Raw genomic sequence first — 20,716 nt, forward strand, 5'->3', positions numbered from 1 at the left:
CCGAGAGCCCGCCTCGTCAGAGGATCGCCTGGATCGGCTCACCCTCGACGAGCCGGTGGGGACGGTTCAAGTGGTCGCGGATCGTTTCGTCGAGGTCGATGCCCAGGAGATGGTAGATCGTGGCCAGGACGTCCTGAGGAGTGACGGCGCCGGCGGTCGGGTAGGCCCCAATCCGGTCCGACTCCCCATGAACCACACCTCGCTGGATGCCACCCCCGGCCAGCAGTACGCTGTAGCACGACGGCCAGTGGTCACGTCCGGCGTTGGCATTGATCTTCGGGGTCCGGCCGAACTCGTTGTGGAAGACGACCAAGGTCTCGTCGAGCAGCCCGCGCTCGTCCAGATCCTCGATGAGCGTCGAGAACGCCTGATCCGTCGCCGGGTACAGCTTGTCCTTCACGGTGCTGAAGTGATTGCCGTGGGTGTCGTACCCCGGCCCCACCGGCTCGCCAATGTTGCTGCGAAGCCAGTTGATCTGGACCAGTCGCACGCCCGACTCGACCAGCCGCCGCGCCAGCAGGCAGGACTGGCCGAAGTAGTGATTACCATAGCGCTTCCGGATCGCCTCCGGCTCGGCCTCGACGTCGAAGGCTTGGCGGGCCGCGGACGAGGAGATGACGTCGAAGGCCTTCACGAAATGCGGGTCGAGGGCCTTCGTCGCCGCGGCCCGCTCCAGGTAGGACGCCGCCTGGCTGAGCTGTTCGCGAAGCGATCGGCGTGCATGGACTCGATTGGAGGGCAGGCTCACGTCGGCCGCCAGGGCCCCGGGCGAGTAGGCCGGTGTCCCCGGGAAGGAGTTGATCCGGTACGGGTCATAAGCCGACCCAAGGAAGCCGGCGAACTGGCCCGGCCACTCCGGGCCGTTGGGGCCCATCGCCTCGGGCAGCATCACGAACCCGGGCAGGTCGGGCTTGCTCGGGAGTAGCTTCGACGCCACCGAGCCGAAATGCGGTCGGTCTTCCCGGCTCATCGTCGCCGACTCAGGGGTGACCACTCGCGTGATCTTGGCGCCGCAGAGCGACAGATAGATCGCCTCGGGGTGCAGCACCTGATCGTGGTAGACGGCCCGCAAGAGGGCCGTCTTGTGTTGGAGCTTGGCCAGATGAGGCAGGTGCTCGTTGAGGAGCACCCCCGGCATGCTCGTTGCGGTCGACCCGAACTCGCCGCGCACCTCGGCCGGCGCATCGGGCTTCGGGTCGAACGAGTCGATCTGTGCGGTCCCCCCATTCGTGCAGAAGACGATCACAGACTTGGCCCGCGCCCCCTTGCCCCCTGGTGCGGCTGCCTTCGCAGCCGCCTCCCGGCTCAGGAGCGCCGGGAGCGTCAATCCTCCCAGCGCGAGTCCACCAATCCGTAACGCCTCCCGCCGCGTCAACCCATCGCAGAGTCGGACGCCGGAGCCCGCTTCGAAGCTCAGCATGAACCCCTCCTTCCACCGGTCGTTCCAGTGGGGATCTGTGTGATTTCCGTTGTGGGAACACCGCAATCAATAAGAGTCGGCCGAGAGAATCTCGCCGCCGCTGCGCGTCCCGAGTGACATCAGGACCCGGCGGTCGATCGACTCTTTGAAATACTTCACGCTGCCATCGGCCAGGGCCACGTTGACGCCACCGCTGTGGTAGGAGGAGAGAGGCTTGATCGCGGCGGTCATATCCGTGCCCGTGTAGGCGCAGCAGACTTTGTTGGGCGGCAGGACCGTGTTGAACCAGTTGCGACCGATGGAGCTATCCATCCAGCTATAGCCCTTATAACGCCAGTCCAGGCCGTTGTTGTTAGCAAGACCTTTCGTGTCCTTATAATCATACGTGTCGCAAGAATTGATCATGGCGTCGACGGTCGAGGTGTCGCGTCCGGCAGTCGACATGCCATAGCATTCCGAGACCTTGGTGATCTGCGCTCCATTGTTGATCGAACCCGCAGCCGACTCGCCGACCAGGAGCGTGTTGCTCAGGCCGTCGCTGATATCACTGAATCGAACGATGGGGACCGCCGGGATCGGGTTGGTCGTCCCCCCGGTATTGACCCGACGCCCGACCACCCCGTCCCAGAGTCGATATTTCTGGTGGTAACGGCCCGCATTCCAGGCGTAGGTGGTCGCCCAGTAGCCGAAGCCGAAATTGTCGCGGGCTCGGTTGATCTCGGAAGGGCAGACAAACGTGTTGATGTACGCCCGGCCGGCCGTCACATTGGCGAGTTCATTGCTCACGAAGGTCAGGGAGAAGAGCGTGGCGCCGGGGAGATTGAAGTTTGCCGAGTCATAGATGGCCTTTTGCTCAACGAAGGGGAGCAAGGCCACGTGCGGAGAGACCACCCCGGGGGCCTCCCCCATCGGCAAGGAGCCGTTGACCGACTCATAATTATGGGTAGCCAGCCCCAGTTGCTTGAGATTGTTGACACATTGGGCGCGGCGGGCCGCCTCTCGGGCGCTCTGGACCGCAGGCAGGAGCAGGGCGATCAAGACGGCGATGATCGCGATGACGACCAGCAACTCGATCAGTGTGAAACCCCGGCTTGGTCCAGATGCCCAATGAGGGAATGGGCAGTGGCCGGCTCGGGTTTGCGGTAGGACGGCTACGGCGGGAGAAGAGGCCAGCCTTGGCTGACCGTCTTGAGGAGGGAACAACGACATGTGCGACTCCAGTCCTCTCGCTCACCTCTGGGTCGACCAGTGGGTAACGCGGTATTTGGAGATCAACATGCCTCTCGCGGACGAGTTGGCAGATGTGGATTCGAGCGAATCGAAGTCCTCAGCGGAGCCGCTGCCGCTCCATTCGCTCAATTTGAACTATGACCCCATCCTGGATGACCACACGGACCGTTCCGAAACGGATGCCGGTGATGGCCCTCCGAACGTGATCCAGATCGGAGATACCGGCCGGAGGCGATCGAAAGCTTCGATCGGCATGCGGCAGGAATGACGACTCGTTCGCCATGCTCACCTCACTGCGTTTTTTTGAATGACTCCGAACACGGGACCAGGGATCCGTACCGGTCACGAAGGCAATTCACTTGTTAAGGCGGCTGAGATTGTATCAGCATCGGAGCGACGTTCAATCCCTAATCAGCCTATTTCGATCGATTTAGTAGAGATTCTTTTCTTGGCGTGTATCCCCTCACCGTCGTTCTCAGACAGGAAGTGGCAATAGCGCCCGGCCACAGCCAAGTGATCGGCGATCACCTCGTAGGTCGAGTCGGTCCGCCGCACCTACTGCCGCATCGGGTCGCCCGCCGTGCGGTCTCGGAGTACCCGCAGGAAGCTCTCGACCAAGTGCGGGAGGGGGCCTATGCATGGCTTGCGTGCGCCCCCCTTTTTTTTTTGCGGACCCGCTCGCCGAGATCGTCGGGGAGTTGATCCAGATCCTCTTGGCCCTGGCCACGGCTATGCGACCTGGGCCGAGAATCGGAAAGTTATTGAATCGGTGATCCTTGATCGAGAGGAAGACCTTGTGCGCTCTCCGCGATGCGGGGGGCTCACTCGCGGATCTGACCGTCGCCGTAGACGACCCACTTGGTGCTCGTCAGCTCGCGAAGGCCGCAAGGGCCACGCGCGTGATACTTGTCGGTACTGATGCCGATCTCAGCGCCCAAGCCGAGCTGACCGCCGTCATTGAACCGCGTGCTCGCGTTAACGATCACGGCCGAACTATCCACCTCATCCACAAACCGGCGTGCCGAGGTCAGGTCGCGAGTCAAAATCGCCTCGGTATGCCCCGAGCCATGGCGCGCGATGTGGGCCATCGCCGCGTCGATCGAGTCGACCACGCCGATCGCCAGGATCTTTTCGAGGTATTCGGTGTCCCAGTCGCTCGGCTCGACCGCCACCATGGTCGGCACGATCCGGCGGCTTGCCTCATCCCCTCGCAGCTCGACCCCCTGCGCACTCAGGGCCTCGGCCACGCGTGGGAGAAAGCTGGCGGCAATATCACGGTGGACGAGCAGGGTCTCAGCGGCGTTGCAGACGCCGGGCCGTTGCGCCTTGGCGTTGACGACGATCCGGACGGCCATCGCCTGATCGACCTCGGCATCAACATAGACGTGGCAGTTCCCTTGATAGTGCTTCAAAACCGGCATCTCGGCTTCGTCGACCACGCGGCGAATCAGGCTCTCCCCCCCTCGAGGGATCGCCAGGTCGATCTTGTCGGGCATCCGGAGCAGGTGACCGACCACCGCGCGATCGATCGTGGGCACGAGTTGCACGGCATCTTCCGGCAGACCGCACCCGGCCAGTTCGTCGGCGAGCACCTTGTGCAAGGCGCGATTGGAGTGGATCGCTTCCTTCCCTCCCCTCAAGATGGCCGCGTTGCCACTCTTGACGCAGAGCGCGGCGGCGTCGAGCGTGACGTTGGGCCGGCTCTCGTAGATCATGAAGATCACTCCGAGGGGGACCCGAACCTGAGTGACCTGCAAGCCATTCGGGCGGCGGCTGGAGGTGATCACTTCACCGATCGGGTCGGCCTGTGCGGCGACCTCGAGCAGCCCCTTGGCCATCTCGTCGATTCGCTTCGGGTTCAGAGTCAGGCGATCGATTGCCGCGGCGGTCAGCCCATAGCCAGGAGCGGCGGCAATGTCGCGTGCGTTGGCCTCGATCACCTCCGCCGCCCGTTCGACGAGGGCTTGAGCAGAACGCTTCAGCCAGGCGTTTTTCGCCCCCCCCGAAACGATGGCCATCCGGCGCGCGGCGGCCTTCGCCCGATCGGCCAGCTCCCGAGAATCCTGCAACAGTTGATCGACCTCGATTACCTGGCTCATCGTACCTCGTCCCAGCCTCGAATGGCGGTCCAGACCTTGATCGCATCAACCATTGGCGCAACGTCGTGGACCCGAACGACGTTGGCTCCCCCCACCGCGGCCGCGAGCGACGAGGCTACGGTCGCCGCCCCTCGCTCATTCACCGGCCGCCCGGTCAACACCCCGAGAACCCCTTTGCGCGACGTACCGATCAGGACCGCGCAGCCCAGGTTGGCAAATCGATTGATGTTCTGCAAGATCAACAGGTTATGCTCGATCGACTTACCGAACCCGATCCCTGGGTCAATGGCAACCCGGGAGCGCGGGATTCCCATCGATTCGGCCCAGTCGATCCGGCGCTCGAGAAATTCGAGCACCTCCGCGACCACATCATTATAGCGCGGGTCGACCTGCATCGTGCGGGGCACCCCCTGCATATGCATGAGAACGACCCCCGCTCCTGCCTCGACAACCACTCGCGTGAGCTCCTGATCCGAACCGAGCGCACTGATGTCGTTGACGATCGCCGCCCCCGCCCACAACGCCTGGCGCGCAACCTCGGCCTTGGTCGTGTCGACCGAAATCGGCACTTTCACCCGCTCCGCCAGCGCCTTGACCACGGGGATCACTCGCCGGAGCTCCTCCTCGAGCGAGACCGGCTCGGAGCCCGGCCGGCTCGACTCACCGCCGATGTCGAGGATGGCCGCCCCCTCGTCCACGAGGCGAACCCCCTGCTCCACCGCATCATCGAGCGCCTCGGCCCGTCCGCCGTCGGAGAAACTATCGGGCGTGACGTTGACGATCCCCATCACCCGGGGCACCTGATCGGCCAACACCAGGCGGCCCCGCGCCTCCCACGTCCTCATCATCGACCTGCCTCTCCCGTCTCGGTCACTTTCCGCGATCGCCGTCTGAATCAGCCAAGGCGCAAATGAGCGTTCCCAAAGACCCACCGAAAACGATACCTTCTTGATCTTACGTGTTCACCGCGCCCGCTCGCCAGGGAACCTCCACCATGCCCCACGACCTGCTCGTCACGACCGACTGGCTGGAAGACCATATTCACGACCCGAACGTTCGCGTGGTCGACGTCCGTGGCTCCGTCACCACCCGTCCCCTCGAGCCGGGCGTCGAGGAAGCGACCTACCGGGGCGCGATCGACGAATACCTCGCCGGCCACATTCCGGGGGCGGTCTATGTCGACTGGACCAAAGATATCGTTGATCCCGATGACCCCGTCCCCGCCCAGATCGCCCCTCCGGAACGATTCGCCGAGGTCATGGCCGAGCGCGGAATCGGCGAGTCGACTCACGTGATCGCGGTCGATCACATGGGGGGCCAGTTCGCCACCCGCCTCTGGTGGGCGCTGAACTACTACGGCCACGACGCGGTGAGCGTCCTCGACGGTGGCTGGAACCGCTGGATCGAGGAAGAAGGCGAGGTCGAGACGGGCCCGGTCACCGTCCCTCGCGCTCAGTTCCAGGCCCGCCCGCGCCCAAGCTGGCGCATCACGGCCGCCGAAGTCCTCGCCCGGCTCAACCAGCCCGGACTCCAACTCCTCGATGCGCGCGATGTCGGCCAGTACACCGGCGCCAAGCGTCGAGGCCCACGCGGCGGCCACATCCCCAGCGCCGTTCACGTGCCCCGCGAGCTCTTCTTCGCCCCGGAAGGGGGTTTCCTTCCCCTCGAAGAAATCCGCCACCGCATGGTCGAGCACGGTGTCGTGCCCGAGAAACAGGCGATCGCCTACTGCAACGGGGGCGTCGCCGCCACGGTCGTCCTCTTCAACCTGGCCCGCCTCGGCTATGGCAACTTGACGAACTACGATGGCTCGTGGAACGAGTGGGGCCCGCGACTCGACCTGCCGATCGCCCCCTGAATCGGCTCAGTTGGGCCGAGTCGGTTGCGGTGACCGACTCGGTTCGACCCCAGCGCCAGGTCAAGGCGGGTCCCCCTTGCCGACTAAATCGCACTTTCACGCTCCCACCAGCGGGCGGCCAGATCCTGGTCCCATTGACCGGCACATGAGCAGTCGCCCAGGGCACGCTCGAGGCTCACGGCATCCTGGTACCGGTCCGCCGGATTCTTTGCCAGGCACCGCACCACGACTTGTTCCAGATCCGCCGGGACGCCGGCGCGAAGCAAGGACGGAGGGACAATCGGATCGCGTGCGAGGGCGATGAGCACTTCGATCGCCCCTCCTTCGTCGAATGGCGGTTTACCGGTCAGGAGGTAGTAAGCCACCGCACCCAGGGAATAGATATCGCTGCGCTCATCCAGGTCATGACGGCCCGTTGCCTGCTCGGGGGACATGAAGAGAGGAGTGCCGAGGATCTGCCCCTCTTCACTCAGGCGGGAGTTGCGAGGCTGCGCCACGGAGCTGACCAGGCCGAAGTCCAGAAGCTTCGCCACGTCGTCCATGCCCCCTCGACGTGCGGCGAAGATGTTCGAGGGCTTGATGTCGCGGTGGATCAAACCAGCCGAGTGGGCCTCGCGAAGTGCCGAGCAAACCTGCCGCAGGAGGTAGACCGCCCGACCGGGTGGGAGTGGCCCGTGACGCCCGACCAGGTCTTCGAGGCTCAGGCCCGGCAGATATTCCATGACATAAAAATAGGTTCCGTCCTCGGTCCGACCGTAATCGTAGATATCGACGGTGTTCGGGTGGGAAAGTGTGGCCGTCAAGCGGACCTCACGCTCGAAACGCTTCAGCGCGGTAGCGCCGGCCTCGAATCCGGTGCGGATCAGCTTCAAAGCGCAGGGACGCTTCAAAAATCGGTGCTCGGCCAGGTAGACTTCCCCCATCCCGCCGGCCCCGAGCTTGCGTCCGAGGCGATACTGGCCAAGCTGCTTCACATCCCTGATCTGGCGTTGGAGACGGGCGGTCATATGGGCCCAGTAGACGGCCCCGGCCGCCAGGATCAGGAGCAACATCGCATCGAAGCCGAAGAGAGCGAGCGGCTGGGTCCCATGCTCCGCGCCCAACCGCTCCAGCCAGTCCATCGCTCGAGGATGGCGGAGGTAGAGGAGGAACAACGTCCCGAATGGCAACAGGGCGAGTGACCCGACCACCAAGGCCGCACGCCGCCAGTTCGGCGGCGCACACACCATAAGAGAGGATGAGGACTGCAGTGATGAGTACCCGATGACTCATCACGAGTTGCGCTCGGGTCTCTTCGCCGCTGAGCGAAAAGTCGAGCATGGTCCGGTACTGGGCGAACGCGAAGACCCCGGCAAAGATCCCGATCGCCCCCAACTCCATCGCCTGAAGTTTGGACTTTGAGAGGGGGTGGGACAGGGAGAGTCGGAAAAGAATTGCTCCGAGGGCGGCAAGGAGGATCGCGTAGGGAATGGACTGTGAGGGTTCGGGGTCCCCGGCCACGGCATACTTCCAGCCGAGCATCAGCATCACGATCAGAATACAAGTAATCGTAAGCCCACGCAGTCGCTGCCGCGTCAAGGAAAGCGCAGCCGCCGAATCCAGCGAAGATCCGCCGACCCGAATCGCGTCGTGAGGGGTGAATCCCATGACCTCGACGTCCCAGGTCGTTCCCACGGCCCCGGTCGACCGGTCCGGGATATTCGCCGGTTGTTTCGCGTCGGCAGGCCAACGGCTCGTTACACGATCGGCTGGTCCCGTGGATTCGGGCGGCTTCAGGAACCCGGCGCGATCGGCCCGCTCGTCTTGAGCGAGGAGACCAAGGACTTCGGTCAGGAGTCCATCATCGCCACCGCAGGCACCGCGCAACCAGGCCTCGCGTCCGTCAGGGGCAATCCGGGTCGCTGCATCAAACAACTCGCCGATCCGCTGCCAACGGTCCGGGGTCATCCACCACCCGCCTGGAGCTGGCCGCCGAGCCAGGCCCGTGCGAGACGCCAGTCTCGCTCCACCGTCACGACGGAGACACCGATCGCTGCGGCCACCTCGGGCACCGTCAAGCCGCCGAAGTAGCGCAGCGTCATGACCTGGGCCTGGCGTTCGTTGATCGCGGCCAATCGGTCGAGCGATTCGTGGACGGCTTCAAGGTCCAGGCCCTGTTCCTTGAAGTAGTCCACCACGCGGTCGAGCGGCACCCGTCGCCACCCGCCGCCGCGTCGTGCCGCGGCCCTTCGTCGCGCGTGGTCGATGAGAACCTCGCGCATGGCCCGCGCAGCTGATGCGTAGAGGAAACCCCGGTCCTCGGCCCGCTCGAAGACTCCCTCCCCGAGAAGCCGGATGACCGCCTCATGAACCACGGCGGTCGGCGAGAGGGTGTGCCCCGTCCGCTCTCGCCCCATCAGCCGCGCCGCGACCCGACGCAACTCGTCGTAGATCAGAGCAACAAGTTCCCCCTGAGCCCGCTCGTCCCCGGCTCGGGCATTTCCCAAGATCATCGTTAAATCGGCCCGTGGCTCCACGTATTACACCGGCCTTTGCTAGAGGTAACAGACTCCGCCCTTTTGCATTTTCTCCGAGCGGCCTCAATCGAGCAAGCTGCGAGAAATCGATCCCCCCCGGACATCAGTACCGGTGGATTCATGAAGGGTTCCCATCCAAATTCCCGCGTACCAGGTCGAGGGTGACCAGTAGGCACCGGCCTGCCCCATCGCGGCGATGTCCGTCGCGTCAAACCCGGTGCCCCTCGACGATCGGAAGGTGCGCCATGTTCAAGACCAAAAACGACCTCTCCGAGAAGATCCGAGCGCAGGCCATCACGCTCCTGAACGAGCGTTTGGCCGACTGCATCGATCTGCAGACGCAGGCCAAGCAGGCTCACTGGAACGTGAAAGGACCGAATTTCATCGCCCTGCATGAACTGTTCGACCAGGTCAACTCGATCGTCGAAGACTATGTGGACGAGATTGCCGAGCGGGCGGTCCAGCTCGGCGGCATCGCCGAGGGCACGGCGCGGATGGCGGCGAGCCGAAGCTCGCTCTCGGAATACCCTTCGACGGCCGTGGATGGCCATAGCCACGTCGAGGCTCTCTCCACCGCGCTGGCAACATTTGGCCGATCGGCGCGATCGGCCATCACCATCGCGAACGACCTCGGCGACCTGGACACCGCCGACTTGTTCACCGAGGTATCGCGTGGCATCGACAAGTGGCTCTGGTTCGTGGAGGCGCACCTGCAGGCAGAGCGTTGAGGGAGATGACGGCTGTCCAGGCCGCTCGGGATCGGCGACCGCACCCTGCCCCGGAACGCCCCCACTGTGCTCAACGCCGCCTTCCACGACAAGCAGCACTGGGACGGGCGATTCGCCAACGTTGAGGGACAGGCCAAAGGGTCACTCCTGGGGCCCTGGTTCGGCCAGCAGGAATTTCCGAAGGCGATGGCTTTCGTGAAAGCGATCCCCAGCTACCTAGGACGGCGGCATGCGGCACGGATCCCTGCACACGGTAACGGCGCATCCACTCAAGCGGCGACGAATCTTCGCGATCGCGTCGTCAAAGGGCACCCGTTCCACCAAATCCGGGCAAACAACAAATTCGCTGCAGCCGCTAAAGTCAAATCTGCTTAAATGCCGATTAAACGGATAGGAGAAACCTTCCCCTCGTGCAGTCGGGGGTGGTTTATGTTCTGTCTGGCTTGCGCAGAGGGCTGGCAGGGAACCGATTCAATGGGCGACGGGAAGTGCTCCAAACTCCTCTCCGCGTTCGCATTGATCGTGTTGGGTGGACATCTCGGCTGGCCGTGGGTGGCCATCGCTCAGGACCAGCCGCATCTGTCATCACCCAGCCCGACACCCCCCGCCGACGCCTCAGTGTCCGAGCGGCTCCACAAGATGGAGGAGATGAACCTCCTCTTGCTCCAGAAGTTTGACGACTTGGCCCGCCAGAACCAGGCCTTGGCGCAGAAGAACACGGAGCTCGAAGGCCGAGTCAACCTGCTGACCCAGGGCGGAAACGCACCGGTCTCTCACGACACTTCGGTGCCCTCCCCTCTTGCCGAGGACAAGGCCGGGGGCCTTCCCCCTGCAACGGCGGGGGGAGGTTCCAAGACCGGGGGCGGGGATCCGACCACCACCGGACGGTCCCAGCAGACCGGCAATCGTCATCGCGGCAAGCTCCCTCTCAAGTCGTCCTATGACTTCGACAACGATGGCTTCGTCTGGTCGACCCACGACGACGAGCTCACGCTCGGCGTCCGAGCAATGTCCCAGGTCGAGTCCCGGATCTACCAGCAACCGAACCAGTTCCCGGTAAGTAATGGTTTCTACAACCCCCGGACCCGCGTCTATTTCGAGGGCCAGCTCAGCAAGCCCATCCAGTACGAGTTTTCCTTCCAAAACACCTTCGACAATCTCGCACTTCTCGACGCCTATCTGAACTTCAACTACGACCCCCGGTTCCAACTCCGCGTCGGCCGCTACAAGACCCCGTTCGCCTATGAGTGGTATCGCGTCCACGTCTGGCACCTGCTCTCGCCCGAACGATCGCTCTTCGCCAACAACTACGAGGGGAACCGTCGCTTCGGCCTGATGGGCTGGGGCACCCTGCTCGACCAGCGCATCGAGTACGCCGTGGGGACGTTCAATACGCAGAGGAACTCGTATCAGCCGTTCGACAGCCGCCAGGACGTCATGGCCTTCCTCAACTTCAAACCGTTCTACAACCGTGAGGAGGGCTTCCTGCTCCGCGACCTCCACGTCGGCGGCTCGGTCAACGCGGGCCAGGAAAACCAACCGACGATACCGGCCGTGCTGAGGACGAACTCGGCCCCCTCGGCGCAGGGGATCGACGGTAGCGCAGCGGCCAACTCCGCAACCCTTCCTTTCCTCGCGTTTAATCCGGGCGTCCTGGAACGCGGAAGCCGGGCGCTCTGGGAGTTGCACACGGCTTACTACTATGGCGGGCTCTCTTTGCTCGCGGCCTGGCAGGGCGGCCACGAGAGCTATGCGAAGGGAGCGAACGCCCCGTCGCACCGAATTCCGATCGGCGGTATGTTCGCGCAGGCCGGCTACATCTTCACCGGCGAGACGATCCGGGACCGAACCCTGATCGATCCGATCCGCCCGTTCGACCTACGCCACGGACGCTTCGGCCTCGGCGCCTTCGAGGTTACGGCCCGCTACAGCCTGCTCGACCTCGATCGGCGAGTGTTCGCGGCGGGGCTGGCCGATCCGAACCTCTGGACCAATCGCGCCGAGATGACGGATGTCGGCTTCAACTGGTACCTGAACAAGTTCGTCAAGATCTACTTTGACTGGGAGCACGCTATGTTCGGTGACCCGGTGGTGTATAACACCAAGACCAGGCGCAAGCAGCTGACGAGCGACCTGTTCTGGCTGCGGTTCCAGGTCTATTTCTGAGAAGGCAACCTCCGACCGTACAGTCGCAGACCGAGCCTGCGTCATCGCCGGGTTCACGTAAGCCCCGGAGAGTGGACATGGCAGTAGGGGGACGTTGCCACTCTCCGAGACTTTTCGATATCACCAGATTGAGATGAGATCAGATCAGGCCGAACGCCAGCATTGCCTCGGCCACGCGCAAGAACCCGACAATGTTCGCGCCGATCACGTAATTCCCGGGGCTGCCGAATTCCGCCGCAGTCTCGTAGCACGAGCGGTGAATTTCTTTCATGATCTCATGAAGCCGCTGCTCGGTGTGCTCGAAAGTCCAGGTATCCCGGCTGGCGTTCTGCTGCATCTCGAGCGCGGATGTCGCAACCCCGCCTGCGTTGGCCGCCTTGCCCGGACCATAAGCGATCCCCGCCTCCTGGAAGACTTTCACTCCCTCCGGCGTGGTCGGCATGTTTGCCCCTTCGCCGACCGCGATACAGCCGTTGGCTACCAGCCGACGCGCGGAGGCCTCATTGAGCTCGTTCTGGGTCGCCGACGGCATCGCCACCTTGCAGGGGATGTCCCAGATATTCCCGCCCGGAATGTATTCCGCATCGCTGTGTTCGTTGGCATAGTCGGCGATTCGCCGGCGTTCAACACTCTTGAGTTGCTTGAGCAGGTTGAGATCGATTCCGCGTTTGTGGAAGATCACACCGTCCGAATCCGAGCAGGCGACGACTGTCCCGCCCAGCGACTGGATCTTCTCGATCGTGTAGATCGCCACGTTGCCCGACCCGGACACCACGCAGACCTTGCCTTCCAACGACTCACCGCGGGCCTTGAGCATCTCATCCATGAAGTAGACGGAACCGTAGCCCGTCGCCTCCCGGCGCACCAACGCTCCGCCCCAATGCGGGCTCTTTCCCGTCAGGACACCTGACTCATAGCGATTCGTGATCCGTTTGTATTGCCCGAACAGGTAGCCAATTTCCCGCGCGCCGACCCCGATGTCGCCTGCCGGTACGTCGGTGTACTCGCCGAGATGTCGGAACAACTCGTTCATGAAGCTCTGGCAGAACCGCATCACCTCGCTGTCCGACTTGCCCTTGGGGTCGAAGTCCGAGCCTCCCTTGGCTCCTCCGATCGGCATCCCGGTCAACGCGTTCTTGAAGATCTGCTCGAAGCCGAGGAACTTGACGATCCCGAGATAGACCGACGGGTGGAAGCGCAGCCCCCCCTTGTACGGACCGAGGGCGCTATTGAACTCGACGCGAAACCCTCGGTTGATGTGAACCTCGCCGCGGTCGTCCTGCCAGGGAACGCGAAAAATGATCTGCCGCTCGGGCTCGCAAATGCGTTCGATGATCTTGGATTCAGCGTACTGGGGGTATTTCCTCAAAACCGGCCCAAGGGTGTCGATGACCTCCCTGACGGCCTGGTGGAACTCGGCTTCGCCCGGGTTCCGCTGAACGACTTGGTCAAAAATCTGGTCGATTTTTCCATGAATCTGGGGCATGTTGTCCTGCGGCTGTGGGAGAGCGATTGGAGGAACCGGGTAGGAGGGAGATCACCCCGATCGCCCAGCGTAGTGCGATTGGCGTGGAGAGGTCCCGGTGCCTCATGTTTCAAAAAAAAAGGATGATCCGGCAGAGCGGCCCCGGCGAGGGGCCACGCTTCAGTCTACCACGACAAGGAATACCCAAAAACACCGGTTTTCGCCTGACGTCTGCCCTCCGAAGCCGAGAAGGGCAATTATCCCAGGCCGAGGGACAGGATTTCTCTGGCTTCGGCGGCATGGAATCACACCATCGAAACGCTAAAACGAACAAGAAATCGTCCCGGCATGAACCCAGCTCATTCTCTATTGAGCATTGGAGTTCAAAGGATCTACCGCGGTTTACCTTCGAAATGCCCACGTTCGACTGGATCGACCTGGAATCCCCCCCGATCATCAATCCCAGGGGTGGGCGGGCTTCTCACCTGACGATCACGAAGGTGGGCCAGCAAATTCGGACGCCGTCGCTGAACGGATCGGCCGGGAAGTAGTGGATCATGGCCGGCATCAGTGAAACAATCATTGCCTTGATCTCTGATTTAACATACAAATTGAATTTTTTGATGGCTTCTGAGCTACCCAAGAAGTAGATCGCGTCCCTCAGGGAGTACGGGGTCAAGCAACCCACTCATCCGAAGTCACAAGCAAATCACGCCTTCTCGCCACCTTTGTACCCGTGGAGCCTGACGACATGAGGCGACCCAAGTTCCAGATTCGGGCATTGATGATCGTCGTGGCGATCGTGGCATTGGAGTGCTGGCTACTGGTTCGTCACCCATTCGTCGGCATGCTCCTCTTTGGTCCCCTGATCGGGTCTCCCTTACTTGGCAGCCTCTCCCGCGATCGCCTCAACGGCTTACTTCTGGGGGGGATCGTCGGCGGCCTGATCGAGACCGGATTGATCGTGATTTTCATGGAAGGCACGGAATATTTCCAACCCTCGATCGCTGGTGCGTGGCGAAGCAACTATGGCCCTTTGCTCGCTGTAAATACTCTGGCTGGGTTTGGGGTCGGGTTGACGTTCGCGGCGCTGTACGCCTTCCGAATCGCCGTCACCAGTCCCGCAAGCACCTTCGAAGTGAATGACACACCATTACCCGACAAAGATCCCATGTCGGTCCATTCGACTCATTGACGGGTGGGGTAACACCGAGTCAAAATGCGCCAGAGATTTTGCGCGACACTCAACCCCTCGAAACTTACGATCGCCATCTCTGCCGAAGCGTCGGTATCTGTTGTTCGCTTTCCGGAGAAACTCCATAGAATCTCCACAATTCAATACTTTCGCACGGCTTTTTTCATACTCCAAAAACCGCTAAAAATGAGGTCAGGAACCCCAAATGCCACTCATAAACCGTCCCTGCCGGAGAGCTCTGACAATTGCTAGCCGCCGGTTCCGCGGAAAGCCCTTACGAGGTTGTTTCATCCTCGGCGTCATGTGCGTCATCTTCGGGGAAGTTCCCACGGCCCGCGCGGAGCTCCAGGTTGGAGCGGCGGTTCGTGTGATCACCCCAAACCCGCTCTTGCCTGTCTCGGGGGGGATGGGACCGACCCGGCCGGCACTTGAAAAACGAGGGGAGCTCACGGCTCGTGCCATGGTCGTCCGCAAAGGGGACGTCTCTGTGGCCGTCGTCAGCCTTGACTTGCTCGGTTTCCCGGCGGCGCTGGGTGACCGGGTCCGTGCCAAGGTCAACCGGATCCCGGCGAATAACATCCTCATCGGCGCGACTCACACGCACAGTGCTCCCGATTGCTATGCCTTCCCGGACGGCAAAGGGGGGCATTCCGGCGATCTCGCCTACATGAACTCAGTCTGTGAGAAGGCCGCCGAGGCGATCAATGAGGCAATCGACCGGCTCCAGCCGGCCCGACTCAAGGTGGCAACGGGCGAAGCCCAGGGAAAGATCGCCTACAACTACTACGCTCCCGACCTCTACGACCGCAGAATGGGCGTGATCCAGGCGATTAACCCGGACGGCAAGACGATTGCCACGCTCGTCAATTACGCCATCCACCCCGAGGTTCTCGGAAATTCCATCGGCATTCTCAGCCCGGACCTGGTCGGACCACTCTGCGCGAAAATCGAGGCGCAGGCCGGAGGAACGGCCTTGTTCATGAATGGCGCCCAGGGAGGGATGATCACGGCCGACAATCGCAATCTTGACCAATCGCGTGATCCGAAGCGTGCCTACTGGGCCGACGCGCGTTCCTGGGACGAGTGCTTGCGGATCGGCCATCTGATGGCGGACGAGGCGCTGCGCATCGTGAAGGACGTCCCGGAACAGAAGGACCCGACGCTCCTTTGCGAGTCGATCCTCGTGCGGTTCCCGGTCGAGTCCAAGTTGATGTGGGCCGTGGTGGTCGGCTCACCACTCAAGTATCCCCACAACGACGACCAATCGATCCACGCCCGAATCAACCTCGTGAACCTCGGCAACGCCCAGATCCTGACGATTCCCGGCGAAGCCCTACCGAACATCGGCTTCTACCTCAAGCGCAAGATGCGCGGCACGCATAACCTCCTGTTCGGCCTGACAAACGACGCCTTCGGATACATCTTGACGAAAGTTGATTTTCAAAGCTTCCCTCGCTACGAATACGTTTCACGCACCTCACTCGGCGAAATGACGGGAGAGATCCTCATCGAGAAGTCCCTCGAGTTCGTCAACCAGTCTCCGCCGCCGGATCGTTGACCCCAGCAAAGATACCCCAGACAGCTTTGATCATTCAAAGCGATCGGGGTTGGCCGGCGTTCGTTGATCCCAGGCTTTTCGCGAATCGGCTGTCAGTTCTCTTGAGCGTGGTGGATCGCTCGCGTGGCGCGCATCCGGTTGAATTCGAGGACAATCGCCTCGGCGCGTTTCAGTTCGGCCTCCCCGGCTGTGTCTGGCAATGGGATGCACACTTCGCCCGGCTGCGACCCAGCGGCGGGGTTCCCGCAAGGGATACCCACCAGGCGGAGAAGGGCGATCAGGTCATCAGCTTCCCGCGGGTCAATCCGGATGACCCGATCCTCCCGGCTCAGTACGGATGTCATCATGGCAAATGGTCCTTCAATCAGGGCGCAGTGAGAGCGATTTTTTTTTAGAGTTCCGGGACTTCGCGTTCCCGCCAATCCCAAAACTGCGGGCGAGTCACCCCGTTCCCGGCAAACGCAACCGAGGCAGAAGTCGCAGCGTTCTCAATGAACATCTTATCAGAGTTCGCCGGCTCTGGCCGCGAGTTCAGTCCCTGATCAAAAAAGGCGTCGGGATCGAGCCTGTCGCAATCACCGTGAACTCGATAAGATTTGTCGAGTATGGACCCCCGCGATCTCGATGCGCCTCGCCGGCCGGGTCTGTTTACAGGACGGTGGTGCATCGGTCGCTGAGTGCAGGGGTTGAGATGCGCGTATTTCGATGGGGTTTGGTTCTCGCGTCCCTCGGCCTCGGGGGATCCGGACTTGCCGCGGCCTCGGCAGTCGACGACCCTCGGCCCAACATCCTCGTGATCATGAGCGATGACATGGGGTATTCGGACCTGGGGAGTTACGGCGGAGAGATCGCGACGCCGAATCTCGATGCCCTCGCCTCGAACGGAGTCCGATTCACTCAGTTCTACAATAATGCACGATGCTGCCCGACCCGGGCCTCGCTCCTGACGGGGTTGTATCCCCACCAGGCAGGGATCGGGCACATGATGAACGACCGCGGTCATGACGGCTATCGCGGCGTGTTGAATCAGCAATCGGTCACGATCGCCGAAGCGCTTCGGCCCGCGGGATATCGCACGTATATGTGCGGGAAGTGGCACGTCACGCGATTCGCCGACGCAAAGGCCGATCGGGCCTCGTGGCCGCTGGGGCGCGGGTTCGAAAAATTCTATGGCACGATCGCGGGGGCAGGGAGCTACTACGACCCGGCCACCCTCTGCCGGCAAGACAACGTCATCACCGTGGCGAACGACCCCGAGTATGCACCCGACTCGTACTATTATACCGATGCGATTTCCGACAACGCCGTGAAATATTTGCAACAGCACGGGACGGAATCGCCCCAGAAGCCGTTCTTCCTGTACGTCGCCTACACCGCCGCTCACTGGCCGATGCAAGCGCCCGAGAAGGCGATCGCCAAGTACAAAGGCCGCTTCGACGCCGGTTACACCGAAGGACGCGAGGCGCGGCTTCGCCGGATGAAGGAGAGCGGCCTGATCGCGGCCGACACCGCGTTGACCCCCGGGTCCGACGATTGGAACGACGTCAAGGACAAGGCATGGGAAGCGCGTTGCAAAGAGGTCTACGCGGCCATGATCGATACGATGGACGCGGGGATCGGGCGGATCGTGGGCCAGTTGAAAGCGAGTGGGCAACTCGACAAGACGCTCATCTTGTTCCTGCAAGACAATGGCGGCTGCGCGGAGAACACGGGGCGGTCCGCCAACGGGAACGGGCCGGCCGACCTGAAACCGCTGGGACCTGACCAGTTTCAGACCAAGACCTCACCGCCAATGCAGACGCGCGACGGCCGCTGGGTCAAAACCGGTCCGGAGGCCTTGCCCGGCCCGGCCGATACGTACATTGCCTATGGTCGCGGTTGGGCGAACGTGAGCAACACCCCGTTCCGGGAGTACAAGCACTGGACCCATGAAGGCGGAATTTCCACCCCTTTGATCGCCCACTGGCCCTCCGGAATTCGACGCGAACGCGCCGGCCAGTTCGAACGACAGCCGGGCCACCTGATCGACATCATGGCCACCTGCGTCGACCTCGCCAAAGCCGACTACCCGACCGAGCGAAACGGCCAGCGCATCAAGCCCCGCGAAGGGGTGAGCCTGCGCCCGGCGTTCAATGGCGATTCCCTGGCCCGATCGGAGCCGATCTTCTGGGAGCACGAAGGTAACCGCGCAGTTCGCGAGGGAAAGTGGAAGCTGGTGGCCAAGGAGAACGAGCCTTGGGAGCTGTACGACATCTCGTTGGATCGGACCGAGCTCAACAACCTGGCCAATTCGCAGCCCGAACGGGTCAAGGAGATGGCCGCGAAGTGGGATGCGTACGCCGCAAGGGCTGACGTCTTGCCATTGGGCGCCTGGCGGGCCGATGACTCCGCCAAGGGGAGCTTCAGCCGAGAGCGCCACTTCTCACTCAAGGCGGGCGATCGTCTCGGGCGTTCCCAGGCCCCGGCCATCGTGGACCAACCGATCACGATCCGCGCCCGGTTCCATGCGAGCGAAGCCGGCGATGACGGCGTGATCGTCGCTCAAGGAGGAACCGCTCACGGCTTCACTCTGTTCGTGAAATCAGGGCAACCCCGCTTCCTCGTCCGCACGGCCGGCAGCAACGTCCGGATTGTCGGCCCAAAGCTGGCCGCGGGCGAACATACGGTCATCGCCCGACTCGACGCGAAGGGAACGCTCTCGCTCGACGTCGACGGCAAACCGGCCGCTGCCCCGGTGCCCGGCAAGCTCTTGACCCGCATGCCGGTGGATGGGCTCGAAGTGGGACGCGATGAGAACGGCCCCGTCGGCCCTTATCAATCGCCTCACGCCTATGCCGGCAAAATCGAGTCGGTCGTGGTTGAGCTCGGCGGCCAATAAATCCAGGACGGCCACCACACGAGCGCAGCCGATTGGGCCTCGGGACTCGAAAGAGCCCGAGGCCGTTTCTTTTTTTCATTTTCACGCGGGCGTTCGTCCGGTAACACTCAATTCGCAGACGTTTTGGATGTGCTTGCAAACGTGACCGCGAGGGGAACGCTCACAACCAAGTCACAGCCTTGCCAAAAGAGAGGACGAACACGATGTCCGAACATACGGTCGACGTCAGTTGGGTGCGGGAAACTCCCGACTTCGCCTATGAGAATTACAACCGGGACCACGACTGGACCTTCGATGCGGGGGTGACGATCAGAGCATCGGCCGCTCCTGCCTATCTGGGGAGTGAATCCTGCGTTGATCCCGAGGAGGCGTTCGTCGCCAGCCTCTCGAGCTGTCACATGCTCACGTTCCTGGCGATCGCCGCCAAAAAGCGGTACGTGGTGGACGGCTACAAGGATCGCGCCGTGGGCGTCCTCGCAAAAGACGCGTCGGGCCGCCTGGCCGTCGTCCGAGTCACCCTGCGCCCCGAAGTCACGTTTGGCGGGGAGAAGAGGCCGACCCCCGACGAACTGCGCCAACTCCACGAACAGGCCCACCACGGCTGCTTCATCGCCAACTCGGTCAAAACCGAAGTCAGCGTCGAGTCGCCCTGAGCCGTCGACCTCACGGGCCGTCGCAGCGGCCCGAACCTGCCGTGACAACCCACTGTCACCGGCGGCCGTGCCAACGGGTTGCATTGGTGTGATCGGCCCTTGCTTACCTAACCCGCGGATCTCCCCGCGACAAATCGCAAAGTCTTACCATCAGCCATTCTCGGTCATGAGAAAAGGTTGAGAAGAGGCCCGGTGGGTGCTTGCGGAGCGTTGGTGGGACTGAGATAGTTCAGCGTTCACGCTCGGGCTGTGCGTCTAGCCTCGCCGGTCGGGCGGGGGTTGCCATGATCCTGGGAGATTCGCGAGATGACAGAACACGATCCCAAAAACCAGGGAGGCCCGTCAGGGCCAAGCCGCCGCGACTTCCTGCGGGGGTCCGGTCTCGCAGCGGCCTCGGCCGTGCTGACGGCCCAGGCCACCACGGCGCTCGAAGAGGCTCAGGCGGCGGAAGCGGCGGAGCCGAAGGTTCTGACCGGTGAAGTCAAGCTCACGCTGCACGTCAACGGTGAGGATAAGACCTGCACCGTGGAGCCGCGGAGCACCCTGCTTGACACCTTGCGGAACCGCCTGGACGTCACGGGCCCCAAACGGGTCTGCGACCGTGCGAGCTGCGGCGCCTGTACGGCGATCATCGACGGCGCTCCGGTCTACTCGTGCACAACGCTGGCGGTTTCCTGCCAGGGCAAGAAGATCGAGACGCTGGAAAGCTTCGACACCGGCGAGTCGAGCGTCGCGCACGCGTTCCACCAGAATGACGCCTTGATGTGCGGCTACTGCACTCCTGGGTTCGTCACCGCCTGCAAGTCGTATCTCGACAAGAACAAGGGCAAAGAACCGACGCTCGAAGAGATCAAGCGTGGCCTCGACGGCAACATCTGCCGCTGCGGCACCTACATTGGCGTCTTCCAGGCGGCCCTCGCCGCGGCGAAAGCCATGAAAGGAGCCTGACC

Annotated in this window: 19 protein-coding genes; 10 read left to right on the forward strand and 9 right to left on the reverse strand. The window is 62.6% G+C overall.

The genetic code is table 11. The features are described from left to right. Window positions 1–16: 16 nt before the first annotated feature. The 5 genes from V5E97_RS21925 to folP all read right to left on the reverse strand — a co-directional run bounded on the left by V5E97_RS21925 (window position 17) and on the right by folP (window position 5,597). Window positions 17–1,420 (reverse strand): DUF1501 domain-containing protein, encoded by a 1,404-nt coding sequence (locus V5E97_RS21925; RefSeq protein WP_406693664.1) that lies wholly within the window; start codon window positions 1,418–1,420, stop codon window positions 17–19. A gap of 66 nt (window positions 1,421–1,486) precedes the next feature. Further along, on the reverse strand, window positions 1,487–2,629 hold the full coding sequence (locus V5E97_RS21930) for a DUF1559 family PulG-like putative transporter (RefSeq protein ID WP_406693665.1): 1,143 nt from the start codon (window positions 2,627–2,629) through the stop codon (window positions 1,487–1,489). A 118-nt stretch (window positions 2,630–2,747) separates the two neighbouring features. Then, window positions 2,748–2,933, reverse strand: coding sequence for a YezD family protein (locus V5E97_RS21935; protein ID WP_406693666.1), 186 nt, complete (start codon window positions 2,931–2,933; stop codon window positions 2,748–2,750). Window positions 2,934–3,471: 538 nt separating this feature from the next. Further along, complete coding sequence (locus V5E97_RS21940; protein WP_406693667.1) at window positions 3,472–4,749, reverse strand: glutamate-5-semialdehyde dehydrogenase; 1,278 nt, start codon at window positions 4,747–4,749, stop codon at window positions 3,472–3,474. Continuing rightward, on the reverse strand, window positions 4,746–5,597 hold the full coding sequence (gene folP, locus V5E97_RS21945) for a dihydropteroate synthase (protein ID WP_406693668.1): 852 nt from the start codon (window positions 5,595–5,597) through the stop codon (window positions 4,746–4,748). Before folP ends, V5E97_RS21940 begins: the two co-directional genes overlap by 4 nt. A 146-nt stretch (window positions 5,598–5,743) precedes the next feature. Here folP and V5E97_RS21950 point away from each other — a divergent pair, with 146 nt between their 5' ends. Further along, on the forward strand, window positions 5,744–6,607 hold the full coding sequence (locus tag V5E97_RS21950; protein ID WP_406693669.1) for a sulfurtransferase: 864 nt from the start codon (window positions 5,744–5,746) through the stop codon (window positions 6,605–6,607). A gap of 83 nt (window positions 6,608–6,690) precedes the next feature. Here the strand turns inward: V5E97_RS21950 and V5E97_RS21955 are convergent, their stop codons facing one another. Beyond that, window positions 6,691–7,797 carry a serine/threonine-protein kinase gene (locus V5E97_RS21955; protein WP_406693670.1) on the reverse strand — a complete coding sequence of 369 codons (1,107 nt, stop codon included), beginning with the start codon at window positions 7,795–7,797 and terminating at the stop codon, window positions 6,691–6,693. Between the two features lie 73 nt (window positions 7,798–7,870). Here V5E97_RS21955 and V5E97_RS21960 point away from each other — a divergent pair, with 73 nt between their 5' ends. After that, on the forward strand, window positions 7,871–8,008 hold the full coding sequence (locus tag V5E97_RS21960; RefSeq protein ID WP_406693671.1) for a hypothetical protein: 138 nt from the start codon (window positions 7,871–7,873) through the stop codon (window positions 8,006–8,008). Between the two features lie 542 nt (window positions 8,009–8,550). Here V5E97_RS21960 and V5E97_RS21965 read toward each other — a convergent pair. Then, the gene (locus V5E97_RS21965) at window positions 8,551–9,099 is read right to left on the reverse strand and encodes an ECF-type sigma factor (RefSeq protein WP_406693672.1); all 549 of its coding nucleotides are present in this window, start codon (window positions 9,097–9,099) and stop codon (window positions 8,551–8,553) included. Window positions 9,100–9,368: 269 nt separating this feature from the next. Between V5E97_RS21965 and dps the strand changes: the two genes are divergently transcribed. The 3 genes from dps (at window position 9,369) to V5E97_RS21980 (ending at window position 12,017) form a co-directional block, all read left to right on the forward strand. Next, window positions 9,369–9,851, forward strand: a complete 483-nt coding sequence (gene dps, locus V5E97_RS21970; protein WP_406693673.1) for a DNA starvation/stationary phase protection protein Dps — start codon at window positions 9,369–9,371, stop codon at window positions 9,849–9,851. A gap of 66 nt (window positions 9,852–9,917) precedes the next feature. Then, the gene (locus V5E97_RS21975; protein WP_406693675.1) at window positions 9,918–10,226 is read left to right on the forward strand and encodes a hypothetical protein; all 309 of its coding nucleotides are present in this window, start codon (window positions 9,918–9,920) and stop codon (window positions 10,224–10,226) included. A 99-nt stretch (window positions 10,227–10,325) separates the two neighbouring features. Continuing rightward, entirely contained in the window at window positions 10,326–12,017 is a 1,692-nt protein-coding gene (locus V5E97_RS21980; RefSeq protein ID WP_406693676.1) for an OprO/OprP family phosphate-selective porin, read from the forward strand. Window positions 12,018–12,156: 139 nt separating this feature from the next. On the opposite strand, the gene gdhA is transcribed toward V5E97_RS21980, so the two are convergent. Then, the gene (gdhA, locus tag V5E97_RS21985) at window positions 12,157–13,503 is read right to left on the reverse strand and encodes an NADP-specific glutamate dehydrogenase (protein ID WP_406693677.1); all 1,347 of its coding nucleotides are present in this window, start codon (window positions 13,501–13,503) and stop codon (window positions 12,157–12,159) included. 730 nt (window positions 13,504–14,233) lie between these two features. On the opposite strand from gdhA, the gene V5E97_RS21990 reads away from it, so the two are divergent. After that, window positions 14,234–14,677: a hypothetical protein gene (locus V5E97_RS21990; protein WP_406693678.1), complete on the forward strand. Its 444-nt coding sequence runs from the start codon at window positions 14,234–14,236 to the stop codon at window positions 14,675–14,677. A 301-nt stretch (window positions 14,678–14,978) separates the two neighbouring features. Next, complete coding sequence (locus tag V5E97_RS21995) at window positions 14,979–16,235, forward strand: hypothetical protein (RefSeq protein ID WP_406701196.1); 1,257 nt, start codon at window positions 14,979–14,981, stop codon at window positions 16,233–16,235. A gap of 92 nt (window positions 16,236–16,327) precedes the next feature. Here V5E97_RS21995 and V5E97_RS22000 read toward each other — a convergent pair whose 3' ends face one another. Continuing rightward, window positions 16,328–16,582, reverse strand: coding sequence for a hypothetical protein (locus V5E97_RS22000; protein ID WP_406693679.1), 255 nt, complete (start codon window positions 16,580–16,582; stop codon window positions 16,328–16,330). A gap of 344 nt (window positions 16,583–16,926) precedes the next feature. On the opposite strand from V5E97_RS22000, the gene V5E97_RS22005 reads away from it, so the two are divergent. The 3 genes from V5E97_RS22005 to V5E97_RS22015 all read left to right on the forward strand — a co-directional run bounded on the left by V5E97_RS22005 (window position 16,927) and on the right by V5E97_RS22015 (window position 20,714). Further along, window positions 16,927–19,113 carry an arylsulfatase gene (locus tag V5E97_RS22005; RefSeq protein ID WP_406693680.1) on the forward strand — a complete coding sequence of 729 codons (2,187 nt, stop codon included), beginning with the start codon at window positions 16,927–16,929 and terminating at the stop codon, window positions 19,111–19,113. Between the two features lie 203 nt (window positions 19,114–19,316). Beyond that, window positions 19,317–19,766, forward strand: a complete 450-nt coding sequence (locus V5E97_RS22010) for an OsmC family protein (protein WP_406693681.1) — start codon at window positions 19,317–19,319, stop codon at window positions 19,764–19,766. Window positions 19,767–20,072: 306 nt separating this feature from the next. Next, window positions 20,073–20,714 carry a (2Fe-2S)-binding protein gene (locus tag V5E97_RS22015; RefSeq protein ID WP_406693682.1) on the forward strand — a complete coding sequence of 214 codons (642 nt, stop codon included), beginning with the start codon at window positions 20,073–20,075 and terminating at the stop codon, window positions 20,712–20,714. Window positions 20,715–20,716 lie beyond the last annotated feature (2 nt).

The sequence above is a fragment of the Singulisphaera photorubra genome, assembly GCF_045290345.1.
In the GTDB taxonomy this organism is placed as follows: Bacteria; Planctomycetota; Planctomycetia; order Isosphaerales; family Isosphaeraceae; genus Singulisphaera.